This window comes from Streptomyces roseolilacinus (assembly GCF_014649335.1).
GTDB classification, from domain to species: domain Bacteria; phylum Actinomycetota; class Actinomycetes; order Streptomycetales; family Streptomycetaceae; genus Streptomyces; species Streptomyces roseolilacinus.
In genome coordinates this window covers 140,044-164,914 of record NZ_BMSV01000004.1, presented here as the reverse complement: position 1 = coordinate 164,914, position 24,871 = coordinate 140,044, and the positions used below count along the sequence as shown (strand labels likewise).

Below are 24,871 nucleotides of genomic sequence, written 5' to 3'. Positions count from 1 at the left end.
CGTACGGACACGGACACGCGGTACGACGCCCTCCGGTTCTTCCGTGCTCCCGTCAGCCGCTCGTCGCGGCCAGGGAGCCCTTCGCCAGTTCGTACGCGGGGAGCATCGCGTCGTGCTCCTCGCTGTCCATGCCGCCCAACTCCAGCACGAGCGGGCCGCGCGGTGTCACCAGGGCCAGGGCGCGGGCCTTCTTCGGCTCGTCGAGGAGCGCGCTGACCACGGTGTACGTCACCTCGGTCGCCGGGAGCGCGCCGCCCCGGCCCACCCGGACGTCGCGGTAGACGGCCGACGAGGGGGAGTCGTCGGCGGCGACGAAGGACTCCAGCACCGCGCGCGGCGCGGCGCCCTTCGCGTCGTCGGTCCACACGCGCAGGAAGCCGATGTTCCCGGCGGGCTTGGCGTCGATCTCGCAGGCCATGGTGACCGTGCCCTGCTGCAGCAGGTCGTTCAGCTCCGCCAGGTCCGGGTCGCCGATCGGCTCGACCTTCTTCGGCTTCCAGTCGGCGGCCACGTCGAACGTCACCGGCAGCGGGCACGCCGACCCGGCCGCGCCGACCGTGCCGCCCTTCGCCGCGGCGGCCACCGACGGCGACGCGGACGCCTCCGCGCCGGCCTTCGCCGACGGGCTCGCGGCCCCCGACCCGGCCCCCGCGCCCGCCGACGGCTCCGCCGCCTGCGAGGCGCACCCGGCCAGCAGCACCGCGGCCGCCGCCACCGCCGCGCCCCGCCCCATGTCCCGCACCATGTCCCGCACCATGCCTCCGGTCCCTCCCTCGCACGATCGCCGCACGCTACCGCACGGCTCGCCGGGCACCCCCCGGCGCCCACTACCCTGGAAGGTCGATCCGTCCCGCCACATCAGGAGTGAAATGGCCGCCAACCTGGTCAATGTCGAGGCCGTCAGCAAGGTGTACGGCACCCGTGCCCTGCTGGACGGCGTCTCCCTCGGCGTCTCCGAAGGCGACCGGATCGGCGTCGTGGGGCGCAACGGCGACGGCAAGACGACGCTGATCCGCGTCCTCGCCAAGCTGGAGGAGGCCGACAGCGGCCGCGTCACCCACAACGGCGGCCTGCGCCTCGGGGTGCTCACGCAGCACGACTCGCTCGACCCGGCCGCGACCGTGCGGCACGAGGTCATCGGCGACCTCGCGGACCACGAGTGGGCGGGCAGCGCCAAGATCCGCGACGTCCTCACCGGCCTCTTCGGCGGCCTGGACCTGCCCGGTTTCCCGCAGGGCCTGGACACGGTCATCGGGCCGCTGTCCGGCGGCGAGCGGCGCCGCATCGCGCTCGCCAAGCTGCTGATCGCCGAGCAGGACCTGATCGTCCTCGACGAGCCCACCAACCACCTCGACGTGGAGGGCATCGCCTGGCTCGCCCGGCACCTGCGGGCCCGCCGCTCGGCGCTGGTCTGCGTCACCCACGACCGCTGGTTCCTCGACCAGGTGTGCACGCGCATGTGGGACGTCCAGCGCGGCGCCGTCCACGAGTACGAGGGCGGCTACTCCGACTATGTCTTCGCGCGGGCCGAGCGGGAGCGGATCGCCGCGACGGAGGAGACCAAGCGGCAGAACCTCGTCCGCAAGGAGCTGGCGTGGCTGCGGCGCGGCGCCCCGGCCCGCACGTCGAAGCCGCGCTACCGCATCGAGGCGGCGAACGAGCTGATCGCGGACGTGCCGCCGCCGCGCGACAGCAGCGAGCTGATGCGGTTCGCGTCGGCGCGGCTCGGCAAGACCGTGTTCGACCTGGAGGACGTGACGGTCCAGGCCGGGCCGAAGGTCCTGCTGAAGCACCTGACGTGGCAGCTCGGCCCGGGCGACCGGATCGGCCTCGTCGGCGTGAACGGCGCGGGCAAGACCTCGCTGCTGCGGGCGCTCGCGGACGCGGCCGCCACCCAGGGCGAGAAGCAGCCCGCCGCGGGCGGCGTCACCGTCGGCCGGACCGTGCGCCTCGCCTACCTCTCGCAGGACGTGGCGGAGCTGCCGCCGGCGCTGCGCGTCCTGGAGGCCGTGCAGCAGATCAGGGACCGCGTCGACCTCGGCAAGGGCCGGGAGATGACGGCGGGGCAGCTGTGCGAGAAGTTCGGGTTCACCAAGGAGAAGCAGTGGACGCCGGTCGGGGACCTGTCCGGCGGTGAGCGGCGCCGCCTCCAGCTGCTGCGGCTGCTGATGGACGAGCCGAACGTCCTCTTCCTCGACGAGCCGACCAACGACCTGGACATCGAGACGCTGACGCAGTTGGAGGACCTGCTCGACGGCTGGCCCGGCTCGATGATCGTCATCTCCCACGACCGGTTCTTCCTGGAGCGGACCACGGACCGGACGTTCGCGCTGCTCGGCGACGCGACGCTGCGGATGCTGCCGCGCGGGATCGACGAGTACCTGGAGCGCCGGGAGAGGATGGTCGAGGCGGCGTCCGCGCCGTCCGCCCCGGCCGCCGCCACCCCGGCCGCCGCCGCGAAGGCCGCGAAGACGGCCTCCGCGGCCGACGCCCGCGCGGCGAAGAAGGAGCTCCAGAAGATCGAACGGCAGCTCGACAAGATCTCCGGCCGGGAGGCCGCCCTCCACACCCGGATCGCCGAGAACGCCACGGACTTCGAGCAGGTGGCGAAGCTCGACGCGGAGCTGCGGGAACTGGCCACGGAGCGTGAGGACTTGGAGATGCGCTGGCTGGAACTGGCCGAGGACGCGTAGCCGGTAGGGTGCGCGGAGCGCTCCCCGGAGCCGCGTGGAGCGGATAACAGGGGCGTCACGGGCCGGTCCTCCCTTGGGAACAGGGAAGGTCCGGCCCGTCTGCGCGCGGGGGGCGGGTGGTAGAAAGAAACCCCGCTCGACTCACGTAACAGTGCGACAACCCTGTCCGAATCGCTCCATTCCGGCGACGAGCTCGCGCCGGAATCGCGGGGGAGGCCGGTCGGCCAGCGGACCGCACGAAGGGGGAAGCGCTGATGACTCAGCCGCCCAGCCAGCAACCGCCGCAGGGAGGCTTCGGGTCTCCGCAGGACCCGCAGGGGGTCCCCCAGCCGCCGGCCCAGCCGCCGACGGCACCTCCGGCCCAGCCTCCGGCCGCCCCGCCCGGGCCCCCCGCCCAGCCGCCGGCCCAGCCGGCGCCCGGGTACGGCTTCCCGCAGGCGCCCGGTCAGCCCCCGGCGCCCGGGTACGGCTACCCGCAGGCGCCCGGCCAGCAGCCCGGCCCGTACGGCCAGCCCGGACCGTACGGCCAGCCCGGCCCGTACGCGCAGCAGCCGGGCCCGTACGGCCAGCCCGGCCCCTACGGCCAGCAGCCCGGCCAGCCCGGTCCGTACGGCCAGCAGCTCGGCCCGTACGGCGGCGGCCACCCGACCCAGCCCCAGTACCCCGGCGGCCCCGTGCCGCCCGGCGGCTCCGGCGGCGGCCCCTTCAAGGGCCGCACCGGCGTCGTCATCGCCGGGGCGGTGGCCGCGCTGCTCGTCGTCGGCGGCGGCACCTGGTGGGCGCTCAGCGGCGACGAGCCGGACAAGACCACCAACGCCCAGCCGACCGCCTCCCCGTCGGAGCCGACCGCGTCCGCGTCCGTCGACAAGGGCGACGGCACCGGCGGTGGCCGCGAGGTGGAGGACGACCTGAACGCGGGCCGCCAGCCCGGCGAGGCCAAGGTCGAGTGGCTCCTCACCAACGACGTGGACCTGCCGCGCAACGGCGCCAACGTGTACGGCCCGTGGGTCGCCGGCGACACCGTCGTCAAGGCCATGTACCGCGGCATCGAGGGCTTCTCCCTCGCCGACGGCAAGAAGAAGTGGAGCGTCCCCTTCACCACGGACGTCTGCGAGGCCGCGAACGCGCCCACCGCGAACGGCGTCCTCGTCCTCGGCCTCAAGGACGGCACCGGCGACCGCGCCGACTGCCGCGTCCTCCAGCAGGTCGACCTCAAGACCGGCAAGGCGGGCTGGAAGACGGAGATCCCCAAGAGCACCGGCTTCAGCTCGCTCTCCGACCCGACGCTCGCCATCGCCGGCAACACCGTCGCGGCCGCCGGCACCGGCAACTCGTACGGCTTCTCCCTCACCGACGGCAAGCAGATCTTCGGCAAGCCCTCCGACGGCTGCCAGCCCTACGCCTTCGCCGGCGCCGGGACGCGCCTGATCGCCGCCGCCAGCTGCCGGGTCTCCGACTACAAGAACCCGCAGCAGGAGATCTGGGACGTCGACCCGGCCACCGGCAAGCCGAAGTGGAAGTACCAGCTGGCGCGCGGCTGGGAGGTCGACAAGGTCTACTCGGTCAGCCCCCTCGTCGTGAACGCGGTCCAGGAGGAGAAGAAGCAGCGCACCGTCCTCGCCCTCACCGACGCGGGCAGGCTGCGCTCCCAGCTCTCCGGCGGCAAGGACAAGTACCGCGCCCAGTGCGGCGGCGGCGGCCTCGTCGTCTTCGGCCAGCGCCTCCAGGGCTGCACCGGCGTCGCGGCCGACGCCGGCACCTTCTACATGTCGACGGAGCCCACGAGCCTCACCCGCGGCACCAACGAGGTCGTCGCGTTCGACCTGAACACCGGCAAGCCCAAGTGGCGCGCCACGGCGGGCCCGGACAAGACGATGCTCCCGCTGCGCATGGAGGGCGGCAAGCTCCTCGTCTACATCGAGGGCTCCTGGGACCGCGGCGGCGCCGTCGCCACCGTGGCCCCCACCGGCGGCCGGCCGACCGTGCTGCTCCAGCACCCGGCGTCCGTCGCCCGGATCGAACGGGACTTCTGGCAGCCGCGGTACGAGTACGCCGACGGCCGGTTCCTCATCGTCAGCGGCCGGGTCAGCGCCCAGAACGACAAGGCCGAGCTGGAGACCAAGACCATGATCGCGTTCGGCGGGTAGGGCCGGTCCCGCGCCGGACCGTACCGCGACCGGCGCCGACGGAACCGACCGCTCCCTTTCTTCCAGAGGTACGCACACGATGACCCAACCGCCCCAGCCGCCGAACCAGCCCCCGGGCCCGCCGAACCAGCCCCCGGGCCCGTCCGGCCAGCCGCCCTTCCCGCCGAACCAGCCGCCCGGCCCGCCCCCGCAGGGCGGGTTCGGCGCCCCGCAGGACCCGCCGCCCGGCGGCTTCGGCGCGCCCACCCCGCCGCAGGGCGACCCCGCCTACGGCTACCCGCAGGCCCCGGCCACCCCGCCGTCGCCCGGTCAGGGGACGCCCCCGACGTACGGCCACCCGGGCCAGCTGCCCGTCCAGCCGCCCCCCGGCGCCCCGGGCCGGCCGCCCGCGTACGGCTACCCGACCGCGCCCATGCACCAGGCGATGCCCCCGCAGCCGGGCATGCCCGGCGCCCCGGCCGGACCGGGCGGGCGCAAGAAGCTGTCCGCGCAGATGCAGATCGTCATCGCGGCGGCCGTGGCGGTCGCCCTGATCGTCGGCGCCGGCGTCTGGTACGCCTCCGCCAAGGGCGACGACCCGGCGACGCCGACCGCCAACAGCAGCACCGGCACCGACGGCAGCGGCGGGAAGGACGACGGCGGCCCCGCGGCCCCGGACGGCGCCGGCACCGAGAAGGTGCCCGCCGACGTCGAGGCGAAGGTGGCCTTCCAGGTCCCGGCGCCGGTGGTCACCGACACGGTCACCACCGCGGGCTCCTGGCTGACCGACAAGACGTACGTGAAGTCGGGCGTCAACGAGGTCGTCGGCTACGACCCGGTGAAGGGCACGAAGCTGTGGAGCGTGCCGCTGCCCGGTGAGATCTGCGCCGCCAGCCGGCACGTCAAGGACAACAAGACCGCCCTGGTCTTCCAGCCGTCCAAGCCGACGCCGCAGGTCAAGTACCCGGCGTGCTCCGAGGTCGGCGTGATCGACCTGGACGCCGGCAAGATGCTGTGGACGAAGTCCGTCACCGGCGCGTCCCGCGGCGACCGCAAGGTCGCCTGGGACGAGGTCACCATCGGCGCCGCCACCGTCGCCGCCGGCGGCACGCACGGCGGCGCGGCCTGGGACCTGGCCAGCGGCAAGGAGTACTGGCGGCCCCAGGAGAACACCGAGGGCTGCTACGACATGGGCTACGGCGGCGGCGAGGGCCTCGTCGCCGCCCGCAAGTGCGGCGACACCGACAACCAGTACGTGACGATCCAGAACCTCGACCCCGTCACGGGCGCCCCGATCTCCTCGTACAAGATGCCGGCGGGCGTCGAGTACGCGTCGGTCGTCTCCTCCAAGCCGCTGGTCGTCGCGGCCGACGTGGGCGACACGGCGGGCGACGGCTCCGGCATCTCCGACTTCTTCTCCCTCGACGAGAAGACCGGCAAGCTGAAGGCGAAGATCGTCGCGGACGCCGAGCGGTACGCGGGCAAGTGCCGCTCCACCGACGTGGAGAACTGCGAGAAGCTCGTCGTCGGCAACGGTCGCCTGTACATCCCGACCGAGCCCCACGAGGACGCCGGCGAGGACTACAACCGCGTCAACGAGATCGTCGCCTTCGACCTGACCACCGGCAAGCTCACCGGCCAGTGGCTGGCCTCGGGAACCAACACGCAGGTCTTCCCGGTGCGGATGGACGGCGGCAACCTCATCGCCTACCGGACGCCCGGCTACGAGCGCGGCGGGCAGATCGTCAGCGTCCACGGCGGGTCGTTCAAGGAGACCGTGCTGCTGAAGACCCCGGTGGACCGGGCGATCGCCACCGCCGAGCGCGGCCTCGCCGAACGCGAGGACATCCTCTACCGCGACGGACGGCTGTACCTGGCCGACTACTTCGTCTCCAAGCCGTCGACGGTGGTGAAGGAAACGCGTTACCTGGCGCTGGTGTTCACCACCAAGTGACCCCGCACGCCCCGCCGCGGCCCGGCACGTCTCCCCCGACGTGCCGGGCCGCCGGCTTCCCCCACGTCACCCCGCCGCCCCCCAAGTAGCCCTGATAGGCGAAGAATTCGACATTGTGGGGGGCTCATCGCCACTAGGGGGCGCACAACGTCGAACAAGCGTGTAGCTTGCCGGGTCATGGACGGCCGGGGGGCCGCACCAGGGGGTTGGGGGTTCTCGATGGGCGTGCGCCTGATGGTGGTCGACGACCACCGCCTGCTCGCCGAGGCACTCGCCTCGGCCCTGAAACTGCGCGGACACCGCGTGCTCGCCGCCGCCGCGCCGGCCGCGGGCGCGGCCGAACTGGTGGTGAGCCGCGCCCCCGAAGTGTGCCTCCTCGGCACGGCGACCCCGGCGGAACCCGGCGCCTTCGACCCGGTCGTACGGATCAAACGGGACCGCCCGCAGGTGGCGGTACTGGTCCTCGGCCCGGTCCCCAGCCCGCGCGGCATCGCGGCGGCCTTCGCGGCCGGCGCCTCCGGGTACGTACGCCACGACGAACGCATCGAAGGCGTCGAACGCGCCATCGTGAAGGCCCGCGCCGGCGAGGCCGCCGTCGCCCCCCAACTCCTGCAGGGCGCCTTCGCGGAACTCCTCGACCCGGCCGCGACCCCCGACGACGAAGGTCAGCGGCTGCTGCGGATGCTCACCCCCCGCGAGGTGGAGGTCCTCGTACGGGTCACCGAAGGCGAGGACACCCGCCTGATCGCCGCCGGCATGGGCATCGCCCCGAGCACCGCCCGCACCCACGTGCAGCGCGTCCTGATGAAACTCGGCGTCGGCTCCCGCCTGGAGGCCGCCGCCCTCGCCGCCCGCACCGGCCTCCTCGACCGGGCGGCGGGGGTGCCGCGGCAGCGCTGAATTTTTTGGCTCGTTTTTTTGGGCTCGTTGCGCCTCCGGGGCGCTTTCGGCGGGTGTCGGGAAGTCGACCGTGCTCGGCCCCTCGTTCCTCGGGGCGCTGCGCGCGCTCGTCTTCCCGACACCCGCGCGCCCCTTCGGCTCCCCCCTTTTTTTGGGCCCGTTCCACCTCCGGGGCGCTTTCGGCGGGTGTCGGGAAGTCGACCGTGCTCGGCCCCTCGTTCCTCGGGGCGCTGCGCGCGCTCGTCTTCCCGACACCCGCGCGCCCCTTCGGCTCCACGAGCGGCCCAACAGGGCACCCTCCCCCTCCCCGGCACAGATGCGGCCTCGCACGAAGCGCGCCCCCCTCGGCAGGGCACCCGCGCCCCCTCGGCTCCACGAGTGGCCCGACGGGGGCACCGCCCCCCTCCCCGGCGCCCACGCGTCCCTTCCGCCCTCCAGGTGACCCGCGTGGGCGCCCCTCAGAACCGCACATTTCTCCCCAGTCGTGTGTCCCAGGGGGTCGTGCCACCGGTGTGTTGCCGGAAGCGCGGCCCTCTCCTCGTCCTGCCTCATTGACGGGTGTGTGGGTTTGTGGTTCCTTGTGTGTGGTTCTGTTTGATCTGGTTGTGGTGCGAGGAGCCCTGCGTGAAGAAGACGTCCACCCGGCTCGCCGACGGGCGCGAGCTGGTGTACTACGACTCCCGGGACGACGTGGTGCGGGACGCCGTCGACCGGCGGCCCCTCGACCCGATCGCCACCACCTCCGAGATCCGCGAGGACGTGCTGCTCGGCGACCGCGTCGCCGTCGCCTCCCACCGGCAGGGCCGCACCTACCACCCGCCGGCCGACGAGTGCCCGCTCTGCCCGTCCGCGGACGGGCGGCACACGGAGGTCCCCGACGCCGACTACGACGTCGTCGTCTTCGAGAACCGCTTCCCCTCCCTCGCCGGCGACTCGGGCCGCTGCGAGGTCGTCTGCTTCACCTCCGACCACGACGCCTCCTTCGCCGACCTCACCGAGGAGCGGGCCGGGCTCGTCCTGGAGGCGTGGACCGACCGCACCGCCGAGCTGGCCGAGGTCCCCGGCGTGGAACAGGTGTTCTGCTTCGAGAACCGGGGCGCCGAGATCGGCGTCACCCTCGGCCACCCGCACGGCCAGATCTACGGCTACCCCTTCACCACCCCCCGCACGGCGCTGATGCTGCGCTCCGCGCAGGAGCACGCGGCCCGCACCGGCGGCGGCAACCTCTTCGACGACCTCGTCGAGCGGGAGCGCGCCGACGGCGAACGGGTGGTCCTCGCCACCGACCACTGGACCGCCTTCGTGCCGTACGCCGCCCACTGGCCGTACGAGGTGCACCTCTACCCCAACCGCCGCGTCCCCGACCTGCGCGGGCTCGACGAGGCGGCGCGCACAGAGTTCCCACAGGTGTACCTGGAACTGTTGAGGCGCTTCGACCGGATCTTCGGGGAGGGCGAGCCGCCCACGCCGTACATCGCCGCCTGGCACCAGGCGCCGTTCGGCGACCCGCGGCGCGACACGTTCGCACTTCATCTCGAGCTTTTCACCATCCGCCGTACATCCGGCAAGCTGAAGTTCCTCGCGGGCTCCGAATCGGGCATGAGCGTGTTCATCAACGACGTGCCGCCGGAGGCGGCGGCCCGCCGACTGCGAGAGGTAGCGAGCGCATCATGAAGTACCTGGTAACGGGCGGGGCCGGCTACGTCGGCGGTGTCGTCGCCGCACACCTGCTGGAGGCCGGCCACGAGGTGACGGTCCTCGACGACCTGTCGACCGGCTTCCGCGAGGCCGTCCCGGACGGCGCCGCCTTCGTCGAGGGGCGCGTCCAGGACGCCGCCCGCTTCCTCGACGCCTCGTACGACGGGGTGCTGCACTTCGCCGCGTTCTCGCAGGTCGGGGAATCCGTCGCCAAGCCGGAGAAGTACTGGGACAACAACGTCGGCGGCACGATGGCGCTGCTCGCCGCGATGCGCGGGGCCGGGGTGCGCCGCCTGGTGTTCTCCTCGACCGCCGCGACGTACGGCGAACCGGTCTCCACGCCCGTCACGGAGACCGACCCCACCGCCCCCACCAGCCCGTACGGCGCCTCGAAGCTCGCCGTCGACCACATGATCAGCGGCGAGGCCGCCGCGCACGGCCTGGCCGCCGCGTCCCTGCGGTACTTCAACGTCGCCGGCGCGTACGGCGGCCACGGCGAACGCCACGACCCCGAGTCGCACCTCATCCCGCTCGTCCTGCAGGTCGCCCTCGGCCGGCGGGAGTCCATCTCCGTGTACGGGGAGGACTACCCGACCCCCGACGGCACCTGCGTCCGCGACTACATCCACGTCGCGGACCTGGCCGAGGCCCACCTCCTCGCCATGGACGCCGTCACCCCCGGCGAGCACCTCGTCTGCAACCTCGGCAACGGCAACGGCTTCTCGGTCCGCGAGGTCGTCGAGACCGTCCGCAAGGTCACCGGCCACCCGGTGCCCGAGGTCACGGCCGCCCGCCGCCCCGGCGACCCCGCCGTCCTGGTCGCGTCGGCGGCCGTCGCACAGGAACGGCTCGGCTGGCGGCCGTCGCGCACGGACCTCGCGGGCATCGTCCGCGACGCGTGGGACTTCGCGCGGCGGCGCGAGACGGAGGAGGGGACGCAGCGGTGAACGGCACGGAGACCGTGTCCGCGGCGGAGAAGGTCGCCGCGCAGTTCCGGGAGCTGTACGGCACCGCGCCGGAGGGCGTGTGGGCCGCACCGGGCCGGGTGAACCTGATCGGCGAGTACACCGACTTCAACGACGGGTTCGTGATGCCGCTGGCGCTGCCGCACACCGCGGTCGCCGCCGTCGCGCGCCGCACGGACGGCCTGCTGAGGGTCCACTCCGCGGAAGCCGACACCGCCTCGGGCCAGGGGATCGTCCAGCTCGACACGGCCGGGCTGCGGCCCGGCTCCGACACCGGCTGGGCCGCCTACCCGGCCGGGGTGGTGTGGGCGCTGCGCGAGGCCGGCCACCCCGTCACCGGCGCGGACGTCCACCTGTCCTCGACGGTGCCCACGGGCGCCGGGCTGTCCTCCTCGGCCGCCCTGGAGGTCGTCACCGCCCTCGCCCTCGACGAGCTGTACGGGCTGGGACTGCCCGCCCCCGAACTGGCCCTCCTCGCCCAGCGCGCCGAGAACGCCTTCGTCGGCGTGCCCTGCGGCGTCATGGACCAGATGGCGTCCGCCTGCTGCACGGACGGGCACGTCCTGCACCTGGACACCCGCGACCTGACCCGCCGGCAGGTCCCGTTCGACCTGCCGGCGCACGGGCTGCGGCTGCTCGTCGTCGACACCCGGGTGAAGCACGCGCTCGGCGACGGGGCGTACGCCGAGCGGCGCGCCGGGTGCGAGGCGGGCGCGCGGGAGCTCGGGGTGCGCACCCTGCGCGAGATCCCGTACGAGCTGCTCCCGGAGGCGCTGGGGCGGCTGGGCGACCCGACCGTGCGCGCCTGCGTCCGCCACGTCGTGTCCGACAACCACCGCGTCGAGCGGACGATGGAGCTGCTCGACGCCGGTGACGTACGGGCCGTCGGCCCCGTCCTGACCGAGGGTCACGCCTCCCTCCGGGACGACCTGCGGGTCTCCTGCCCGGAGCTGGACCTCGTCGTCTCGGCGGCGGTCGCGGCGGGCGCGCTGGGCGCCCGGATGACCGGCGGCGGCTTCGGCGGCTCGGCGGTCGTCCTGACCGAGGCGGACGCGGCGGACACCGTGGCCGCGGCGGTGGAGGAGGCGTTCGCGGCGCAGGGGCACCCGGCTCCGCGGATCTTCCCGGCCGTACCGTCGGCGGGAGCGCGCCGCGTGCTGTGAACCACGGCTGACACCGCGTCGACCCTGTCGGGAACTGTCGATTTCCGCCCCGTAACGACACAGCTGACACACGGGAAACACCCTGGTCGGTCAGTTCTGCAAATCGGCTTCCGGTCCGGGCCTCCGCCCGTACGCTGATGCACAGCATCGGTGGGGGCCGGTGCCGATCAGGGGGCGAGACAGCCGGGTACGACGCCCGGGGCGGGACAGCACTCGGGGCACGGCGGCGGCCGTGCGCCCCACGTGTGCGACCCGGCTCCGGGCGTCGTCCCCGCTTCGGCCCGCTTCCTCGACGCATGGGGGTGCCAGTGGTCCGTATCCGGGTTCTGGTGGTGGACGACCACCGCATCTTCGCCGAGTCGCTCGCCGCGGCCCTGGCGGCCGAGCCCGACGTGGACGTCGCCGCGGCCGGCAGCGGCCCCGCCGCGATGCGCTGCCTCGACCGCGCGGCCGCCGAGGGCCGCCGGTTCGACGTCCTCCTCGTCGACGCCGACCTCGGCGTGGCCGCCGGGTCGGCCGTGGCGCGCGCCGTCCCCGACGGCGGGGCGGCGGACGGCATCGTCGACGGCATCTCCCTGGTCGCCGGGGTGCGCGAGGCCCAGCCCTCCGCGCGGACCGTGGTGCTCGCCGAGAAGGACGACCCGCGCCGCGCCGCGCTGGCCCTCCAGGCCGGGGCGAACGGCTGGGTCGCCAAGGACTGCTCCCTCCAGCGGCTGCTCGGCGTGATCCGGGGCGTGCTGCGCGACGAGACCCACCTGGCGCCCGCGCTGCTCACGGGCGTGCTGCGGGAGCTGACGGCGGCGCGCAAGCACCGCACCGAGAGCGAGCGGCTCGTCGAGTCCCTCACGCCGCGCGAGCGGGAGGTGCTGCGCTGCATGGTCGCCGGACTGGGCCGCAAGGCCGTCGCCGAGCGCCTCTTCCTGTCCCCGCACACCGTCCGCACGCACATGCAGAACGTCCTGGGGAAGCTGGGCGTGCACTCCACGCTCGCGGCGGTCGCGCTGGCCCGCAGGGCCGGGGTCGGGCCCGCCGAGTCAGCCGGGGACGTTGTCGAACGGGGCGGTCAGCTGGCGTAGCAGCGCCGCGAGGTCGACGCGCTGGGCGCGGGACAGCTGGGCGAGGATGGCCCGCTCCTGGTCCAGCAGCCCGGCGAGGGCCTGGTCGGCGCGGTCGCGCCCCTCGGCGGTGAGGCGGACGAGGACGCCGCGCCGGTCGGTGGGGTCGGGCAGCCGCTCGACGAGGCCCTTCTTCGCGAGCCGGTCGATGCGGTTCGTCATCGTGCCCGAGGTGACCAGCGTCTGCGTGAGGAGCTGACCGGGGGAGAGCTGGTACGGGGCGCCGGCGCGGCGCAGCGACGTCAGGACGTCGAACTCCCACGGCTCCAGCTGGTGCTCCGCGAAGGCGAGGCGGCGCGCCCGGTCCAGGTGGCGGGCCAGCCGGGAGACCCGGCTCAGCACCTCGAGCGGCTCCACGTCGAGGTCCGGGCGCTCGCGGCGCCATGCAGCGACCAGACGGTCGACCTCGTCCTCCATGACGATCAGTGTAGGCGCTCTGTCGACGTGAAGTCTCTTGATGTCAAGAAATATGCTTCCGTACGATTGAGAGGGCACCGACCGGAGCAACGTTCGGCTGAGATATCTCGCACCAGCAAGGGGAATTGACCATGCATTCCGCACCGATTTGGGATCCTCGGCAGTATCTGCGCCACTCCGGTCACCGCACCCGGCCCTTCCTCGACCTGCTCGCCCGGATCCCCGAGCTGCCCGCCGCCGCGGAGGGGCGGCCGCCCCGTATCGCCGACATCGGCTGCGGACCCGGCAACGTCACCGCGCTGCTCGCCGACCGCTGGCCCGACGCGCACATCACCGGCTTCGACCTCTCCCGCGAGATGCTCGACCAGGCCGAGAAGGAGCACGCCGGCACCACCCCGGGCGGCGGGCGGCTCGACTTCCGGCACGCCGACGCGGCCGGCTGGACGCCCGGGGAGCCGTACGACCTGATCGTCTCCAACGCGGCGCTGCAGTGGGTCCCCGGCCACGCCGAGTCCTTCGGGGGCTGGCTGGACGGGCTCGTCCCCGGCGGCACCCTCGCCTTCCAGGTGCCCGCCAACTTCACGTCCCCCAGCCACGCCCTGCTGGCCGAGCTGTGCGAGTCCCCCCGTTGGCGCGACCGGCTCGGCGAGCACGGGCGGCGGTACGTCCACGTCCTCGACGCGACGGAGTACCTGGAGCGGCTGGCGGACCTCGGCTGCGCGGCCGACGTGTGGGAGACCGTGTACGCCCAGCTCCTCCAGGGCGAGGACCCGATCCTCGACTGGACCAAGGGCACCGCCCTGCGCCCGGTCCTCACGGCGCTCGCGGAGGACGGGGAGGCGACGTCGGAGTTCCTCTCCCAGTACCGCGACCTGCTCCGCAAGGCGTACCCGCCGGGCCCCCACGGCACGGTCTTCCCCTACCGCCGCATATTCGCCGTCGCCCGCAGGGAGTACTGATGCTGACCGCCGTCGACCACGTCCAGCCGGCGGCACCGGCCGGCTCGGAGGAGCGGCTGCGCGCGTACTACACGGGCGCCCTCGGGATGACGGAGATCCCCAAGCCGCCGGCGCTCGCCGCGAACGGCGGATGCTGGTTCCGAGCGGGCGCCGTGCAGCTGCACCTGGGGATCGAGGCGGGGTTCCGGCCGGCGAGGAAGGCGCACCCGGAGCTGCGGGTGAACGACATAGAGGCGTACGCGGAGCGGCTGGCGGCGCACGGGGCGCCGGTCGTCTGGGACGACCGGCTGCCCGGGCACCGCCGCTTCTTCTCGGAGGACCCCGTGGGCAACCGCCTCGAGTTCCTGGAGCCCCGCGCCTGACGCCCCACGGGCCGGTTCGCCCGCGGGGAGGCGCCCCGCACGCCCCGGCGGGGCCGCGGCGAACCGGCCCGGCGGGGCGGTGCGGGGGGAGCGGGTCAGGACTTGCGGTGGCCTATGAGGCGGGGCCTCTGCTCCAGGCCGTCCAGCCCGTGCCAGGCCAGGTTCACCAGGTGCGCCGCCACCTCGGCCTTCTTCGGCTTCCGGGCGTCCAGCCACCACTGGCCCGTCAGGGCGACCATTCCCACCAGGGCCTGCGCGTACAGCGGGGCCAGCTTCGGGTCGAAGCCCCGCGCCTTGAACTCCAGGCCCAGGATGTCCTCGACCTGTGTGGCGATGTCGGAGATCAGCGAGGCGAACGTACCCGTCGACTGCGCCACCGGAGAGTCCCGCACCAGGATCCGGAAGCCGTCGGTGTACGTCTCGATGTAGTCCAGCAGCGCGAACGCCGCCTGCTCCAGGAGCTCGCGCGGGTGCCCCGCCGTGAGCGCGCCGGTCACCATGTCCAGCAACTGGCGCATCTCCCGGTCGACCACGACCGCGTACAGCCCCTCCTTGCCGCCGAAGTGCTCGTACACGACCGGCTTCGACACCCCGGCCTTCGCCGCGATCTCCTCCACCGACGTGCCTTCGAAACCGCGTTCGGCGAACAGGGTCCGGCCGACGTCGAGCAGTTGCTGGCGCCGTTCGGCGCCGGTCATCCGGACCCGGCGGCCGCGCCGGGGCTTGTCACTGCTGGTACTGCTGCCGTCGATCGCCACATCGTCCATCATGCCGCGTTCGCGGAGCGTGTCTGGCGCCGGGCGTCGATCCGGTCCCGGGAGGGCCAGCGCACGTCGTACGCCCAGCCCAGCTTCTCGAACCAGCGGATCAGCCGCGCGCTGGAGTCCACCTGGCCCCGCATGACGCCGTGCCGGGCGCTCGTCGGGTCCGCGTGGTGCAGGTTGTGCCAGGACTCGCCGCACGACAGGACCGCCAGCCACCACACGTTGCCCGAGCGGTCACGCGACTTGAAGGGGCGCTTGCCCACCGCGTGGCAGATCGAGTTGATCGACCACGTGACGTGGTGCAGCAGGGCCACCCGCACCAGGGACCCCCAGAAGAACGCCGTGAAGGCCCCCCACCACGACATCGTCACCAGGCCACCCACCAGTGGCGGGATCGCCAGCGACACGACCGTCCACAGGACGAACTGGCGGGAGATCCGCCGCAGCGCCGGGTCCTTGATCAGGTCCGGGGCGTACTTGTGCTGCGGCGTCTGCTCCTCGTCGAACATCCACCCGATGTGCGCCCACCACAGGCCCTTCATCAGGGCCGGGACCGTCTCCCCGAACCGCCACGGCGAGTGCGGGTCGCCCTCCCCGTCCGAGAACCTGTGGTGCTTGCGGTGGTCCGCCACCCAGCGCACCAGCGGCCCCTCCACCGCCAGCGAGCCCATGATCGCCAGTGCGATCCGCAGCGGACGCTTCGCCTTGAACGACCCGTGGGTGAAGTACCGGTGGAAGCCGATCGTGATGCCGTGGCAGCCGATGAAGTACATCGCCGTCAGCAGTCCGAGGTCGAGCCAGCTCACCCCCCATCCCCAGGCCAGCGGCACGGCCGCCAGCAGGGCGAGGAACGGCACGGCGATGAAGAGCAGCAGCGTGATCTGCTCGACGGACCGCTTGTTGTCGCCGCCCAGCGTGGCGGAGGGCAGGTCCTGTTCCCGCGCGGTGTGGTCGAGCACTTCGGGGGTCATGGTCATGCGCGTCCCCTTGAGGGTGAGGAGTGAGGGTGAGGGTGAAGTGGACGGAGGTCGGATCGGGCCTTTCTACGGTCCCGTAACCTACGGAGCCGTAAGTATGTCAGCGCGCGGGCTCGCGGCAAGAGGGCTGCGAGCGGCGCGGCCCGGACGGACACCTATCCTGGGTGTCGTCGGACAGCGCGGTCCGCAGCGTCCCGCTGGGACCGCCTCGCGAAGACCGGCTGGTAGTTCGAAGGGCGATTCCGGGGACACCTCAGCAGTACCCCCTCCAGACGTGCTCATCACTGCAAGGAGCCGCACCTGTGAGCAGTGCCGACCAGACCCCTTCCGCCAGCACCGAGCTGCGCGCCGACATCCGCCGACTGGGTGACCTGCTGGGCGAGACGCTCGTACGGCAGGAAGGGCCCGAGCTCCTCGAGCTCGTCGAGAAGGTCCGCCACCTGACCCGCGAGGACGGCGAGGCCGCCGCCGAACTGCTCGGCGACACCGACCTGGAGACCGCCGCCCGGCTGGTCCGCGCCTTCTCGACCTACTTCCACCTCGCCAACGTCACCGAGCAGGTCCACCGCGGTCGCGAGATGCGCGCCCGCCGCGCCGCCGAGGGCGGCCTGCTCGCCCGTACGGCCGACATGCTCAAGGACGGCGACCCGGAGCACGTCCGCGAGACCGTCCGCAACCTCAACGTCCGCCCGGTCTTCACCGCGCACCCGACCGAGGCCGCGCGCCGCTCCGTGCTGAACAAGCTCCGCCGCATCGCCGCCCTCCTCGACGAGCCGGTCACCGCCGCCGACCGCCGCCGCCACGACCTGCGGCTCGCCGAGAACATCGACCTCATCTGGCAGACCGACGAGCTCCGCGTCGTCCGCCCCGAACCGGCCGACGAGGCCCGCAACGCCATCTACTACCTGGACGAGCTGCACGCCGGCGCGGTTGGCGACGTCCTGGAGGACCTCGCCGCCGAGCTGGAGCGGGTCGGCGTCGAGCTGCCCCCCGGCACCCGCCCGCTGACCTTCGGCACCTGGATCGGCGGCGACCGCGACGGCAACCCCAACGTGACCCCGGCCGTCACCTGGGAGGTGCTGATCCTCCAGCACGAGCACGGCCTCACCGACGCCATCGAGATGGTCGACGAGCTGCGCGGCCTGCTGTCGAACTCCATCCGGTACGCCGGCGCCACGCAGGAGCTCCTCGACTCCCTCCAGCAGGACCTCGACCGCCTGCCCGAGATCAGCCCCCGCTACAAGCGGCTGAACGCCGAGGAGCCGTACCGGCTCAAGGCCACCTGCATCCGGCAGAAGCTGGTCAACACCCGCGAGCGCCTCGCCAAGGGCACCCCCCACGAGGAGGGCCGCGACTACCTGGGCACGGCCGAGCTGCTCCGCGACCTCGCCCTCGTCCAGTCCTCGCTGCGCGAGCACCGGGGCGGCCTCCTCGCCGACGGCCACCTGGACCGCACCATCCGCACCCTGTCCGCGTTCGGCCTCCAGCTGGCCACGATGGACGTCCGCGAGCACGCCGACGCCCACCACCACGCCCTCGGCCAGCTCTTCGACCGGCTCGGCGAGGAGTCGTGGCGGTACGCGGACATGCCCCGCGAGTACCGGCAGAAGCTGCTCGCCAAGGAGCTGCGCTCCCGGCGCCCGCTCGCCCCGACGCCGGCGCCGCTCGACGCGGCCGGGGAGAAGACCCTCGGCGTCTTCCACACGGTGAAGGCGGCGTTCGAACGGTTCGGGCCCGAGGTCATCGAGTCGTACATCATCTCGATGTGCCAGGGCGCCGACGACGTGTTCGCCGCCGCCGTCCTCGCGCGCGAGGCGGGGCTGGTCGACCTGCACGCCGGCTGGGCGAAGATCGGCATCGTGCCGCTGCTGGAGACGACCGACGAGCTGCGGGCCGCCGACGTCATCCTCAACGACATGCTCGCCGACCCGTCGTACCGGCGGCTCGTCTCGCTCCGCGGCGACGTGCAGGAGGTCATGCTCGGCTACTCCGACTCGTCGAAGTTCGGCGGCATCACCACCTCCCAGTGGGAGATCCACCGCGCCCAGCGCAGGCTGCGCGACGTGGCCCACCGCCACGGCGTCCGGCTGCGGCTGTTCCACGGCCGCGGGGGCACCGTCGGCCGCGGCGGCGGCCCCTCGCACGACGCGATCCTCGCCCAGCCCTGGGGCACCCTGGAGGGCGAGATCAAGGTCACCGAGCAGGGCGAGGTCATCTCCGACAAGTACCTCATCCCGTCCCTGGCCCGGGAGAACCTGGAGCTGACCGTCGCCGCGACGCTCCAGGCGTCCGCCCTGCACACCGGGCCGCGCCAGCCGCAGGAGGCCCTGGCCCGCTGGGACGCGGCCATGGACACCGCCTCCGAGGCCGCCCACGCGGCGTACCGGGCGCTCGTCGAGGACCCGGACCTCCCGGCGTACTTCTTCGCCTCCACCCCGGTCGACCAGCTCGCGGAGCTGCACCTCGGCTCCCGGCCGTCCCGCCGTCCCGACTCGGGCGCCGGGCTCGACGGGCTGCGGGCCATCCCGTGGGTGTTCGGCTGGACGCAGTCGCGGCAGATCGTGCCCGGCTGGTACGGCGTGGGCTCCGGCCTGAAGGCGATGCGCGACGCGGGCCTGGACGACGTGCTCGGCGAGATGTACGAGAAGTGGCACTTCTTCCGCAACTTCCTGTCGAACGTCGAGATGACCCTCGCCAAGACGGACCTGCGGATCGCCCGCCACTACGTCGACACGCTCGTGCCCGACGGACTGAAGCACGTCTTCGCCACCATCGAGGCCGAGCACGCCCTCACCGTGGAGCAGGTCCTGCGGACCACCGGCGAGCGCGAACTGCTGGACGCGCAGCCCGCGCTGCGGCAGACGTTCGCCATCCGCGACGCCTACCTGGACCCGATCTCCTACCTCCAGGTCGCCCTGCTGAAGCGGCAGCGCGACGCGGCGGCCGCCGACGAGCCGGCCGACCCGCTGCTCGCCCGGGCGCTGCTGCTCACCGTGAACGGCGTGGCGGCCGGTCTGCGCAACACCGGCTGACCGCGCGCCCCGCACGCGGACGGGCCCCCGCCGGAGTCTCTCCGGCGGGGGCCCGCCCGTTCACGCGCGCGGGGCGCGTCGTCAGTGCTGCTGGGCCTTGCGGCGGCGCACCACCAGGAAGGCGCCACCGGCGACGAGCACTGCGGCGAGGGCGCCGAGGGCGCCGACGGGGGCGCTGCTGCCGGTCTCGGCCAGGTCACCGGTCGAGGAGCTCTCGGACGGGGACGGCGCGGCGGACGGCGCGGTCCCGCCCGGAGCCGTCTCGGACGGCACCGGGGTGCCCGGCGTGGCGGACGGGGCCGGCGAGGTCGCGGGGGACTCGGAGGGGTTCCCGGAAGGGTTCTCCGAGGGGTTCTCGGAAGGGTTCTCCGAGGGGTTCTCGGAAGGGTTCTCCGAGGGGTTCTCGGAAGGGTTCTCCGACGGGTTCTCCGACGGGTTCTCCGACGGGTTCCCGGAGGGGTTCTCCGAGGGGTTCCCGCTCGGGGTGCCGCTCGGCGACGGCGTGGTGTTCGCCGGGCAGGTGTGCGACAGGTTGAACTTCTTCAGGTCGCCGCCCTTCACCTCGGCCACGACCGAGGTCAGCGTGGCGCCCGGCGCCGACGCGACGTAGGCGTGCTTGTCGGACGGCGGGCCGAAGTCGGTGACGACCTGCCGGCCGCCGGGCTCGAAGGTGACCGTCAGCTTCACGAAGCGGGCGTCGTTGCCGGGCAGCACGAAGTGCCAGCCGTCCTGGTCGGCCGGGATGTCGGCGCAGGTGCCGGCCCCCTGCTGCGGAGCGCCCTCGTCGGTCGCGGTGCGGGGCAGCTCCTGGCGCAGCACGGGAGAGTAGGTGCCGTTGGTGGCGTGGGCGGCGGGGACGAGCGTCAGGCCGCAGACCGCGGCCGCCACCAGAGCGCCGGTGGTCGTGGAAAGGGTGCGCATGGGCAGTCCAACGTGAGAGGTGACTGGGCCGTGGGGGGCGGCTCAGCTTCCTGTGACGCCGCACACCAGTCAAGGACGATCGGTGGCCTTCGGACCGGTTCATTCCGTTTGTCCGTGACGCGTTCCATAACGGTTGGGACACTTCGCGTTTGGTTGTACGGAAGTCCGCACCGGTTCCGTCAAAATCCGGCCCCGCGAAGGGAACCGACGCCCCGTCAGAGCGTCAGGAACGACGCCACCAGCAGCGCCCCGCCGGCCGCCCCCGACACCCAGGTGACCCGCGTCCAGTGCGTTCCGCCGCCGATGACCAGGGACGCGAGCAGCAGCGCGCCGCCCAGCGGCAGCCACGCGTGCAGTCCGCCGGCCCAGCCGGTGCGGACGGCCTCGGTGGTGTCGGGCTTCACGACGACCTCGTACCGGCCGCCCTCCTCGACGGCGACGGACCGGGCGATCGTCATGTCCGTACGGGACGGCGCGGCGGGCTCCGCGGGGACGAAGCGCCCCGTGCACACCTCGTCGCCGCAGCCGGTGACCGTCATGGTGCCGTGCTCGCGGCCCTTGGAGAGCAGCACGTGCTGCGCGGTGTCCCAGGACGCCCAGACGCCCGCGACCACCAGGACCAGGGCGACCAGCGCCATGGCGGTGACACGGGCGTACGGGAGTACGGGGGTCCGCTTCTTCGGGCTCATGGGCCGCGATCCTTGGCCATGGGGCCACGCCCGGTCAATTCCGGCGGTCGGCCCGTCAGGAGTTGTACGTGGTCTGCGCCCGCTCCAGGCCCTCGGTGACCAGCGCCTCGACGGCGTCGGCCGCGCGGTCCACGAAGTAGTCGAGCTCCTTGCGCTCGACCGCGGAGAAGTCCTTGAGGACGAAGTCCGCGACCGGCATCCGGCCGGGCGGGCGGCCGATCCCGAAGCGCACCCGGTGGTAGTCCGGGCCCATCGCCTTCGTCATCGACTTCAGGCCGTTGTGGCCGTTGTCGCCGCCGCCCAGCTTGAGGCGCAGCGTGCCGTAGTCGATGTCCAACTCGTCGTGGACGGCCACGATCTGGTGGGTGGGCACCTTGTAGAAGTCCCGCAGGGCGACCACGGGCCCGCCGGACAGGTTCATGTACGACATCGGCCGGGCGAGCACGACCCGCCGGCCGGACGGGCCGGGGAGCCCCAGCCGCCCCTCCAGGACCTGCGCCTGCGCCTTGCCGTGCCGCTTGAAGGAACCGCCGATCCGCTCGGCGAGGAGGTCGACCACCATGAAGCCGACATTGTGTCGGTTCCCCGCGTAGCCGGGGCCCGGGTTCCCCAGCCCCGCGATCAGCCAGGGGGCGCTGGCGTCCGTCGTCATCTGCGTGTGCCTCCGGATAGGGGTGTGGGGGGTGCTGGGCGCACCCCCCACGACGACATCAGGCCGTAGCCGATGCTCAGGCCTCGGCGGACGCCTCGGTGCCCTCGGCGGCGGGCTCCTCGGCCTGCGCGGCCAGGACCTGCAGGACGACGGCGTCGGCGTCGACGGCCAGGGTGACGCCCTTGGGCAGCGGGATGTCCTTCGCCAGGACGGAGGCGCCGGCCTCCAGGCCCTCGACGGAGACGGTCAGGGACTCGGGGATGTGGGTGGCCTCGGCCTCGACGGGCAGCGCGTTCAGCACGTGCTCGAGGAGGTTGCCGCCGGCGGCCAGCTCGCCCTCGGTGTGGACCGGGATCTCGACGCTGACCTGCTCGCCGCGGTTCACGAGCAGCAGGTCGACGTGCTCGATGAAGCCCTTCAGCGGGTCGCGCTGGACGGCCTTCGGGATGGCCAGCTCGGTCTTGCCGTCGAGCTGCAGCGCCAGCAGGGCGTTGGAGGTCTTGAGGGCCATCATCAGGTCGTGGCCCGGGAGGGTCAGGTGGACCGGGTCGGTGCCGTGGCCGTACAGGACGCCGGGAACCTTGTTCTCGCGGCGGATGCGGCGGGCGGCACCCTTGCCGAACTCGCTGCGGGTCTCGGCGGAGATCTTCACCTCGGACATGGGGCACTCCTCGTAAGCGGGGGAACGAATCTGGTCGCGGTCACTCGGCCACGACTGGACTGGCCTGCTACGAAGAGCGCGTCGATAACGGACCGCCGTGACCACCTGGACCACGGCATCCCTCGCCGAGCAACGCGGACAGTCTACTCGGCGGCCCGCCGGGCTCCCAACTGGATCACCGGGGGCCGCCGGGCCCCCGGGTACGCGGAAGGCCGCCTCCCCCGAGGGGGAGGCGGCCTTCCGCGGCGTGAGGGATGGTTACTGCTGCTCCTCGAAGAGGCTGGTGACCGAACCGTCCTCGAAGACCTCGTGCACCGCGCGGGCGATCGTCGGCGCGATCGACAGCACCGTGATCTTGTCGAGCTCCAGCTCGCCCGGGGTCGGCAGCGTGTTGGTCAGGACGACCTCGCTGACCTTGGAGTTCTTCAGGCGGTCCGCGGCCGGGCCGGAGAGGATGCCGTGCGTCGCGGTGACGATGACGTCCTCGGCGCCGTGCGCGAACAGCGCGTCGGCGGCGGCGCAGATCGTGCCACCGGTGTCGATCATGTCGTCGACCAGGACGCACACGCGGCCCTCGACCTCGCCGACGACCTCGTGGACGGTCACCTGGTTGGCGACGTCCTTGTCGCGGCGCTTATGGACGATCGCCAGCGGGGCCTCCAGCCGGTCGCACCAGCGGTCGGCGACGCGCACGCGGCCGGCGTCCGGGGAGACGACGGTCAGCTTCGAGCGGTCGACCTTGGCGCCCACGTAGTCGGCGAGGACCGGCAGCGCGGTCAGGTGGTCGACCGGGCCGTCGAAGAAGCCCTGGATCTGGTCGGTGTGCAGGTCGACCGTGAGGATGCGGTCCGCGCCCGCGCACTTCAGCAGGTCCGCGACGAGACGGGCCGAGATCGGCTCGCGGCCCTTGTGCTTCTTGTCCTGGCGGGCGTAGCCGTAGGACGGGATGATCACGGTGATGCTCGCGGCGGAGGCCCGCTTCAGGGCGTCGATCATGATCAGCTGTTCCATGATCCACTTGTTGATCGGAGCCGTGTGGCTCTGGATCAGGAAGCAGTCCGCGCCGCGCGCCGACTCCTGGTAGCGGACGTAGATCTCACCGTTGGCGAAGTCGAAGACCTTCGTCGGCACCAGGCCGACACCCAGCCGGTGTGCGACCTCCTCGGCCAGCTCGGGGTGGGCGCGGCCGGAGAAGAGCATCAGCTTCTTCTCGCCGGTCGTCTTGATCCCGGTCACAGCACTGTCTCCTCAGACGTGTTCCCTGGTCGCGTGTCCCGTGCGCCGCGAACCAGCCGAATTTGTGTGCACGTATCACGGTACGCCCAGTACGGCGTACGTGTTTTCGGTCAGCCTTCGCCGCCGGGCTCTTCCGCGGCCGTCGCCGCGGCCTGGGCGGCGGCGCTGCCGGGCCGCTTCCGGGCGACCCAACCCTCGATATTCCGCTGCTGACCACGGGCCACGGCCAGCGCGCCGGCCGGTACGTCCTTGGTGATCACGGAGCCGGCGGCCGTGTAGGCGCCGTCCCCGACCGTGACAGGAGCCACAAACATGTTGTCCGATCCGGTCTTGCAGTGGGACCCGATCGTCGTGTGGTGCTTCTTCTCGCCGTCGTAGTTCACGAAGACGCTCGCGGCGCCGATGTTCGTGAACTCGCCGATGGTGGCATCGCCGACGTACGACAGGTGCGGCACCTTCGTGCCCTCGCCGATCGTCGCGTTCTTCGTCTCGACGTAGGTGCCGATCTTGCTCTTGACGCCGAGCCGCGTCCCCGGGCGGAGGTACGCGTAGGGGCCCACGGAGGCGCCCTCGCCGATCTCGGCGGAGTCCGCGACCGTGTTGTCCACGCGGGCGCCCCGGCCGACCTTCGTGTCCTTCAGGCGCGTGTTCGGGCCGACCTCGGCGTCCTCCGCCACGTGGGTGGCGCCCAGCAGCTGCGTGCCCGGGTGGACCACCGCGTCCCGCTCGAACGTCACGGTGACGTCGACCTGCACGGAGGCGGGGTCGACCACCGTCACGCCGTCCGCCATGGCACGCTCCAGGAGGCGCCGGTTGAGCAGCGCGCGGGCCTCGGAGAGCTGCACGCGGTTGTTGATGCCGAGGATCTCGCGGTGGTCGCCCGCGACGGACGCGCCCACGCGGTGCCCGGCCTCGCGCAGGATGCCCAGCACGTCGGTGAGGTACTCCTCGCCCTGGCTGTTGTCCGTGCGGACCTTGCCCAGGGCGTCCGCGAGGAGCCGCCCGTCGAACGCGAACACGCCGGAGTTGATCTCCCGGACGGCCCGCTGCTCCTCGGTGGCGTCCTTGTGCTCCACGATCGCGGTGACGGCGCCGGTGGCCGGGTCGCGGACGATGCGGCCGTAGCCGGTCGCGTCCGGCACCTCGGCGGTCAGCACGGTGACCGCGTTGCCGTCCGCGGCGTGCGTCGCGGCCAGCGCGCCCAGCGTCAGCCCGGACAGCAGCGGGGTGTCGCCGCACACCACGACCACGGTGCCGTCGACCTGCCCCAGCTCCTCCAGGGCCATGCGGACCGCGTGCCCGGTGCCGTTCTGCTCGTACTGGACGGCGGTGCGCGTCCCGGCGTAGTGCTCCTCCAGGTGCGCGGCGACCTGCTCGCGGGCGTGGCCGACGACGACGCAGAGGTGCTCGGGGCCCAGCTCGCGCGCGGCGGAGACGACGTGTCCGACGAGGGAGCGTCCGCAGATCTCGTGCAGGACCTTCGGGGTCTTGGACTTCATGCGGGTGCCCTCACCCGCGGCGAGGACGATGACTGCGGCCGGGGGGTTGGCGCTCACGAGTGGCCCTTCGGCTTCGGGTGGTGGACAC

21 protein-coding genes are annotated in these 24,871 nt (G+C 73.0%); 11 read left to right on the top strand and 10 right to left on the bottom strand.

Annotated features, from left to right (window positions below):
- Positions 1-52: 52 nt before the first annotated feature.
- Positions 53-757, bottom strand: coding sequence for a lipoprotein (locus IE106_RS10985; RefSeq protein ID WP_229840267.1), 705 nt, complete (start codon positions 755-757; stop codon positions 53-55).
- A gap of 112 nt (positions 758-869) precedes the next feature.
- Between IE106_RS10985 and IE106_RS10980 the strand changes: the two genes are divergently transcribed.
- From IE106_RS10980 to IE106_RS10945, 8 genes are all read left to right on the top strand, one after another.
- Entirely contained in the window at positions 870-2,693 is a 1,824-nt protein-coding gene (locus IE106_RS10980) for an ABC-F family ATP-binding cassette domain-containing protein (RefSeq protein WP_189532492.1), read from the top strand.
- 254 nt (positions 2,694-2,947) lie between these two features.
- On the top strand, positions 2,948-4,840 hold the full coding sequence (locus tag IE106_RS10975; protein ID WP_189532491.1) for an outer membrane protein assembly factor BamB family protein: 1,893 nt from the start codon (positions 2,948-2,950) through the stop codon (positions 4,838-4,840).
- Positions 4,841-4,919: 79 nt separating this feature from the next.
- Positions 4,920-6,773 (top strand): outer membrane protein assembly factor BamB family protein, encoded by a 1,854-nt coding sequence (locus IE106_RS10970; protein WP_189532489.1) that lies wholly within the window; start codon positions 4,920-4,922, stop codon positions 6,771-6,773.
- A 219-nt stretch (positions 6,774-6,992) separates the two neighbouring features.
- Positions 6,993-7,673, top strand: coding sequence for a helix-turn-helix transcriptional regulator (locus tag IE106_RS10965; protein ID WP_189532487.1), 681 nt, complete (start codon positions 6,993-6,995; stop codon positions 7,671-7,673).
- A gap of 624 nt (positions 7,674-8,297) precedes the next feature.
- The gene (galT, locus tag IE106_RS10960; RefSeq protein ID WP_189532485.1) at positions 8,298-9,347 is read left to right on the top strand and encodes a galactose-1-phosphate uridylyltransferase; all 1,050 of its coding nucleotides are present in this window, start codon (positions 8,298-8,300) and stop codon (positions 9,345-9,347) included.
- Positions 9,344-10,318: a UDP-glucose 4-epimerase GalE gene (gene galE, locus IE106_RS10955; protein ID WP_189532483.1), complete on the top strand. Its 975-nt coding sequence runs from the start codon at positions 9,344-9,346 to the stop codon at positions 10,316-10,318. The genes galT and galE overlap by 4 nt, the downstream gene beginning before the upstream one ends.
- A gap of 14 nt (positions 10,319-10,332) precedes the next feature.
- Positions 10,333-11,499 carry a galactokinase gene (galK, locus tag IE106_RS10950; RefSeq protein WP_189533156.1) on the top strand — a complete coding sequence of 389 codons (1,167 nt, stop codon included), beginning with the start codon at positions 10,333-10,335 and terminating at the stop codon, positions 11,497-11,499.
- 296 nt (positions 11,500-11,795) lie between these two features.
- The gene (locus tag IE106_RS10945; protein WP_189532481.1) at positions 11,796-12,575 is read left to right on the top strand and encodes a LuxR C-terminal-related transcriptional regulator; all 780 of its coding nucleotides are present in this window, start codon (positions 11,796-11,798) and stop codon (positions 12,573-12,575) included.
- On the opposite strand, the gene IE106_RS10940 is transcribed toward IE106_RS10945, so the two are convergent.
- The gene (locus IE106_RS10940; RefSeq protein WP_189532479.1) at positions 12,534-13,031 is read right to left on the bottom strand and encodes a MarR family winged helix-turn-helix transcriptional regulator; all 498 of its coding nucleotides are present in this window, start codon (positions 13,029-13,031) and stop codon (positions 12,534-12,536) included. The two genes, IE106_RS10945 and IE106_RS10940, sit on opposite strands and share 42 nt — an antisense overlap.
- 131 nt (positions 13,032-13,162) lie before the next feature.
- Between IE106_RS10940 and IE106_RS10935 the strand changes: the two genes are divergently transcribed.
- Positions 13,163-13,990: a trans-aconitate 2-methyltransferase gene (locus tag IE106_RS10935; protein ID WP_189532477.1), complete on the top strand. Its 828-nt coding sequence runs from the start codon at positions 13,163-13,165 to the stop codon at positions 13,988-13,990.
- Positions 13,990-14,352, top strand: a complete 363-nt coding sequence (locus tag IE106_RS10930; RefSeq protein WP_189532475.1) for a VOC family protein — start codon at positions 13,990-13,992, stop codon at positions 14,350-14,352. Before IE106_RS10935 ends, IE106_RS10930 begins: the two co-directional genes overlap by 1 nt.
- Before the next feature lie 95 nt (positions 14,353-14,447).
- Here the strand turns inward: IE106_RS10930 and IE106_RS10925 are convergent, their stop codons facing one another.
- Both IE106_RS10925 and IE106_RS10920 read right to left on the bottom strand, forming a co-directional pair.
- Positions 14,448-15,122, bottom strand: a complete 675-nt coding sequence (locus tag IE106_RS10925) for a TetR/AcrR family transcriptional regulator (protein ID WP_189532473.1) — start codon at positions 15,120-15,122, stop codon at positions 14,448-14,450.
- Positions 15,119-16,093, bottom strand: coding sequence for an acyl-CoA desaturase (locus tag IE106_RS10920; protein ID WP_189532471.1), 975 nt, complete (start codon positions 16,091-16,093; stop codon positions 15,119-15,121). The genes IE106_RS10925 and IE106_RS10920 overlap by 4 nt, the downstream gene beginning before the upstream one ends.
- A 302-nt stretch (positions 16,094-16,395) precedes the next feature.
- On the opposite strand from IE106_RS10920, the gene ppc reads away from it, so the two are divergent.
- On the top strand, positions 16,396-19,125 hold the full coding sequence (gene ppc / locus IE106_RS10915) for a phosphoenolpyruvate carboxylase (RefSeq protein ID WP_189532468.1): 2,730 nt from the start codon (positions 16,396-16,398) through the stop codon (positions 19,123-19,125).
- An 81-nt stretch (positions 19,126-19,206) separates the two neighbouring features.
- Here the strand turns inward: ppc and IE106_RS10910 are convergent, their stop codons facing one another.
- From IE106_RS10910 to glmU, 6 genes are all read right to left on the bottom strand, one after another.
- Positions 19,207-20,046, bottom strand: a complete 840-nt coding sequence (locus IE106_RS10910; RefSeq protein ID WP_189532466.1) for an LAVTG motif-containing sortase-dependent surface protein — start codon at positions 20,044-20,046, stop codon at positions 19,207-19,209.
- A gap of 215 nt (positions 20,047-20,261) precedes the next feature.
- Positions 20,262-20,735, bottom strand: a complete 474-nt coding sequence (locus tag IE106_RS10905) for a hypothetical protein (protein WP_189532464.1) — start codon at positions 20,733-20,735, stop codon at positions 20,262-20,264.
- A 55-nt stretch (positions 20,736-20,790) separates the two neighbouring features.
- The gene (gene pth, locus IE106_RS10900) at positions 20,791-21,387 is read right to left on the bottom strand and encodes an aminoacyl-tRNA hydrolase (protein ID WP_189532463.1); all 597 of its coding nucleotides are present in this window, start codon (positions 21,385-21,387) and stop codon (positions 20,791-20,793) included.
- Positions 21,388-21,463: 76 nt separating this feature from the next.
- Positions 21,464-22,048: a 50S ribosomal protein L25/general stress protein Ctc gene (locus IE106_RS10895; protein ID WP_189532462.1), complete on the bottom strand. Its 585-nt coding sequence runs from the start codon at positions 22,046-22,048 to the stop codon at positions 21,464-21,466.
- A 258-nt stretch (positions 22,049-22,306) separates the two neighbouring features.
- On the bottom strand, positions 22,307-23,284 hold the full coding sequence (locus IE106_RS10890) for a ribose-phosphate diphosphokinase (RefSeq protein WP_189532461.1): 978 nt from the start codon (positions 23,282-23,284) through the stop codon (positions 22,307-22,309).
- Between the two features lie 110 nt (positions 23,285-23,394).
- A complete protein-coding gene (gene glmU, locus IE106_RS10885) occupies positions 23,395-24,840 on the bottom strand; it encodes a bifunctional UDP-N-acetylglucosamine diphosphorylase/glucosamine-1-phosphate N-acetyltransferase GlmU (RefSeq protein ID WP_189532460.1) in 1,446 nt (481 codons plus the stop codon).
- Positions 24,841-24,871 lie beyond the last annotated feature (31 nt).

Bases quoted from the DNA above. Each gene is read 5' to 3' on its own strand.
- IE106_RS10985 (WP_229840267.1), bottom strand. From the start codon at position 757: ATGGTGCGGGACATGGTGCGGGACATGGGGCGGGGCGCGGCGGTGGCG.
- IE106_RS10980 (WP_189532492.1), top strand. From the start codon at position 870: ATGGCCGCCAACCTGGTCAATGTCGAGGCCGTCAGCAAGGTGTACGGC.
- IE106_RS10975 (WP_189532491.1), top strand. From the start codon at position 2,948: ATGACTCAGCCGCCCAGCCAGCAACCGCCGCAGGGAGGCTTCGGGTCT.
- IE106_RS10970 (WP_189532489.1), top strand. From the start codon at position 4,920: ATGACCCAACCGCCCCAGCCGCCGAACCAGCCCCCGGGCCCGCCGAAC.
- IE106_RS10965 (WP_189532487.1), top strand. From the start codon at position 6,993: ATGGGCGTGCGCCTGATGGTGGTCGACGACCACCGCCTGCTCGCCGAG.
- galE (WP_189532483.1), top strand. From the start codon at position 9,344: ATGAAGTACCTGGTAACGGGCGGGGCCGGCTACGTCGGCGGTGTCGTC.
- IE106_RS10945 (WP_189532481.1), top strand. From the start codon at position 11,796: ATGGGGGTGCCAGTGGTCCGTATCCGGGTTCTGGTGGTGGACGACCAC.
- IE106_RS10940 (WP_189532479.1), bottom strand. From the start codon at position 13,031: ATGGAGGACGAGGTCGACCGTCTGGTCGCTGCATGGCGCCGCGAGCGC.
- IE106_RS10935 (WP_189532477.1), top strand. From the start codon at position 13,163: ATGCATTCCGCACCGATTTGGGATCCTCGGCAGTATCTGCGCCACTCC.
- IE106_RS10930 (WP_189532475.1), top strand. From the start codon at position 13,990: ATGCTGACCGCCGTCGACCACGTCCAGCCGGCGGCACCGGCCGGCTCG.
- IE106_RS10925 (WP_189532473.1), bottom strand. From the start codon at position 15,122: ATGATGGACGATGTGGCGATCGACGGCAGCAGTACCAGCAGTGACAAG.
- IE106_RS10920 (WP_189532471.1), bottom strand. From the start codon at position 16,093: ATGACCATGACCCCCGAAGTGCTCGACCACACCGCGCGGGAACAGGAC.
- IE106_RS10910 (WP_189532466.1), bottom strand. From the start codon at position 20,046: ATGCGCACCCTTTCCACGACCACCGGCGCTCTGGTGGCGGCCGCGGTC.
- IE106_RS10905 (WP_189532464.1), bottom strand. From the start codon at position 20,735: ATGAGCCCGAAGAAGCGGACCCCCGTACTCCCGTACGCCCGTGTCACC.
- pth (WP_189532463.1), bottom strand. From the start codon at position 21,387: ATGACGACGGACGCCAGCGCCCCCTGGCTGATCGCGGGGCTGGGGAAC.
- IE106_RS10895 (WP_189532462.1), bottom strand. From the start codon at position 22,048: ATGTCCGAGGTGAAGATCTCCGCCGAGACCCGCAGCGAGTTCGGCAAG.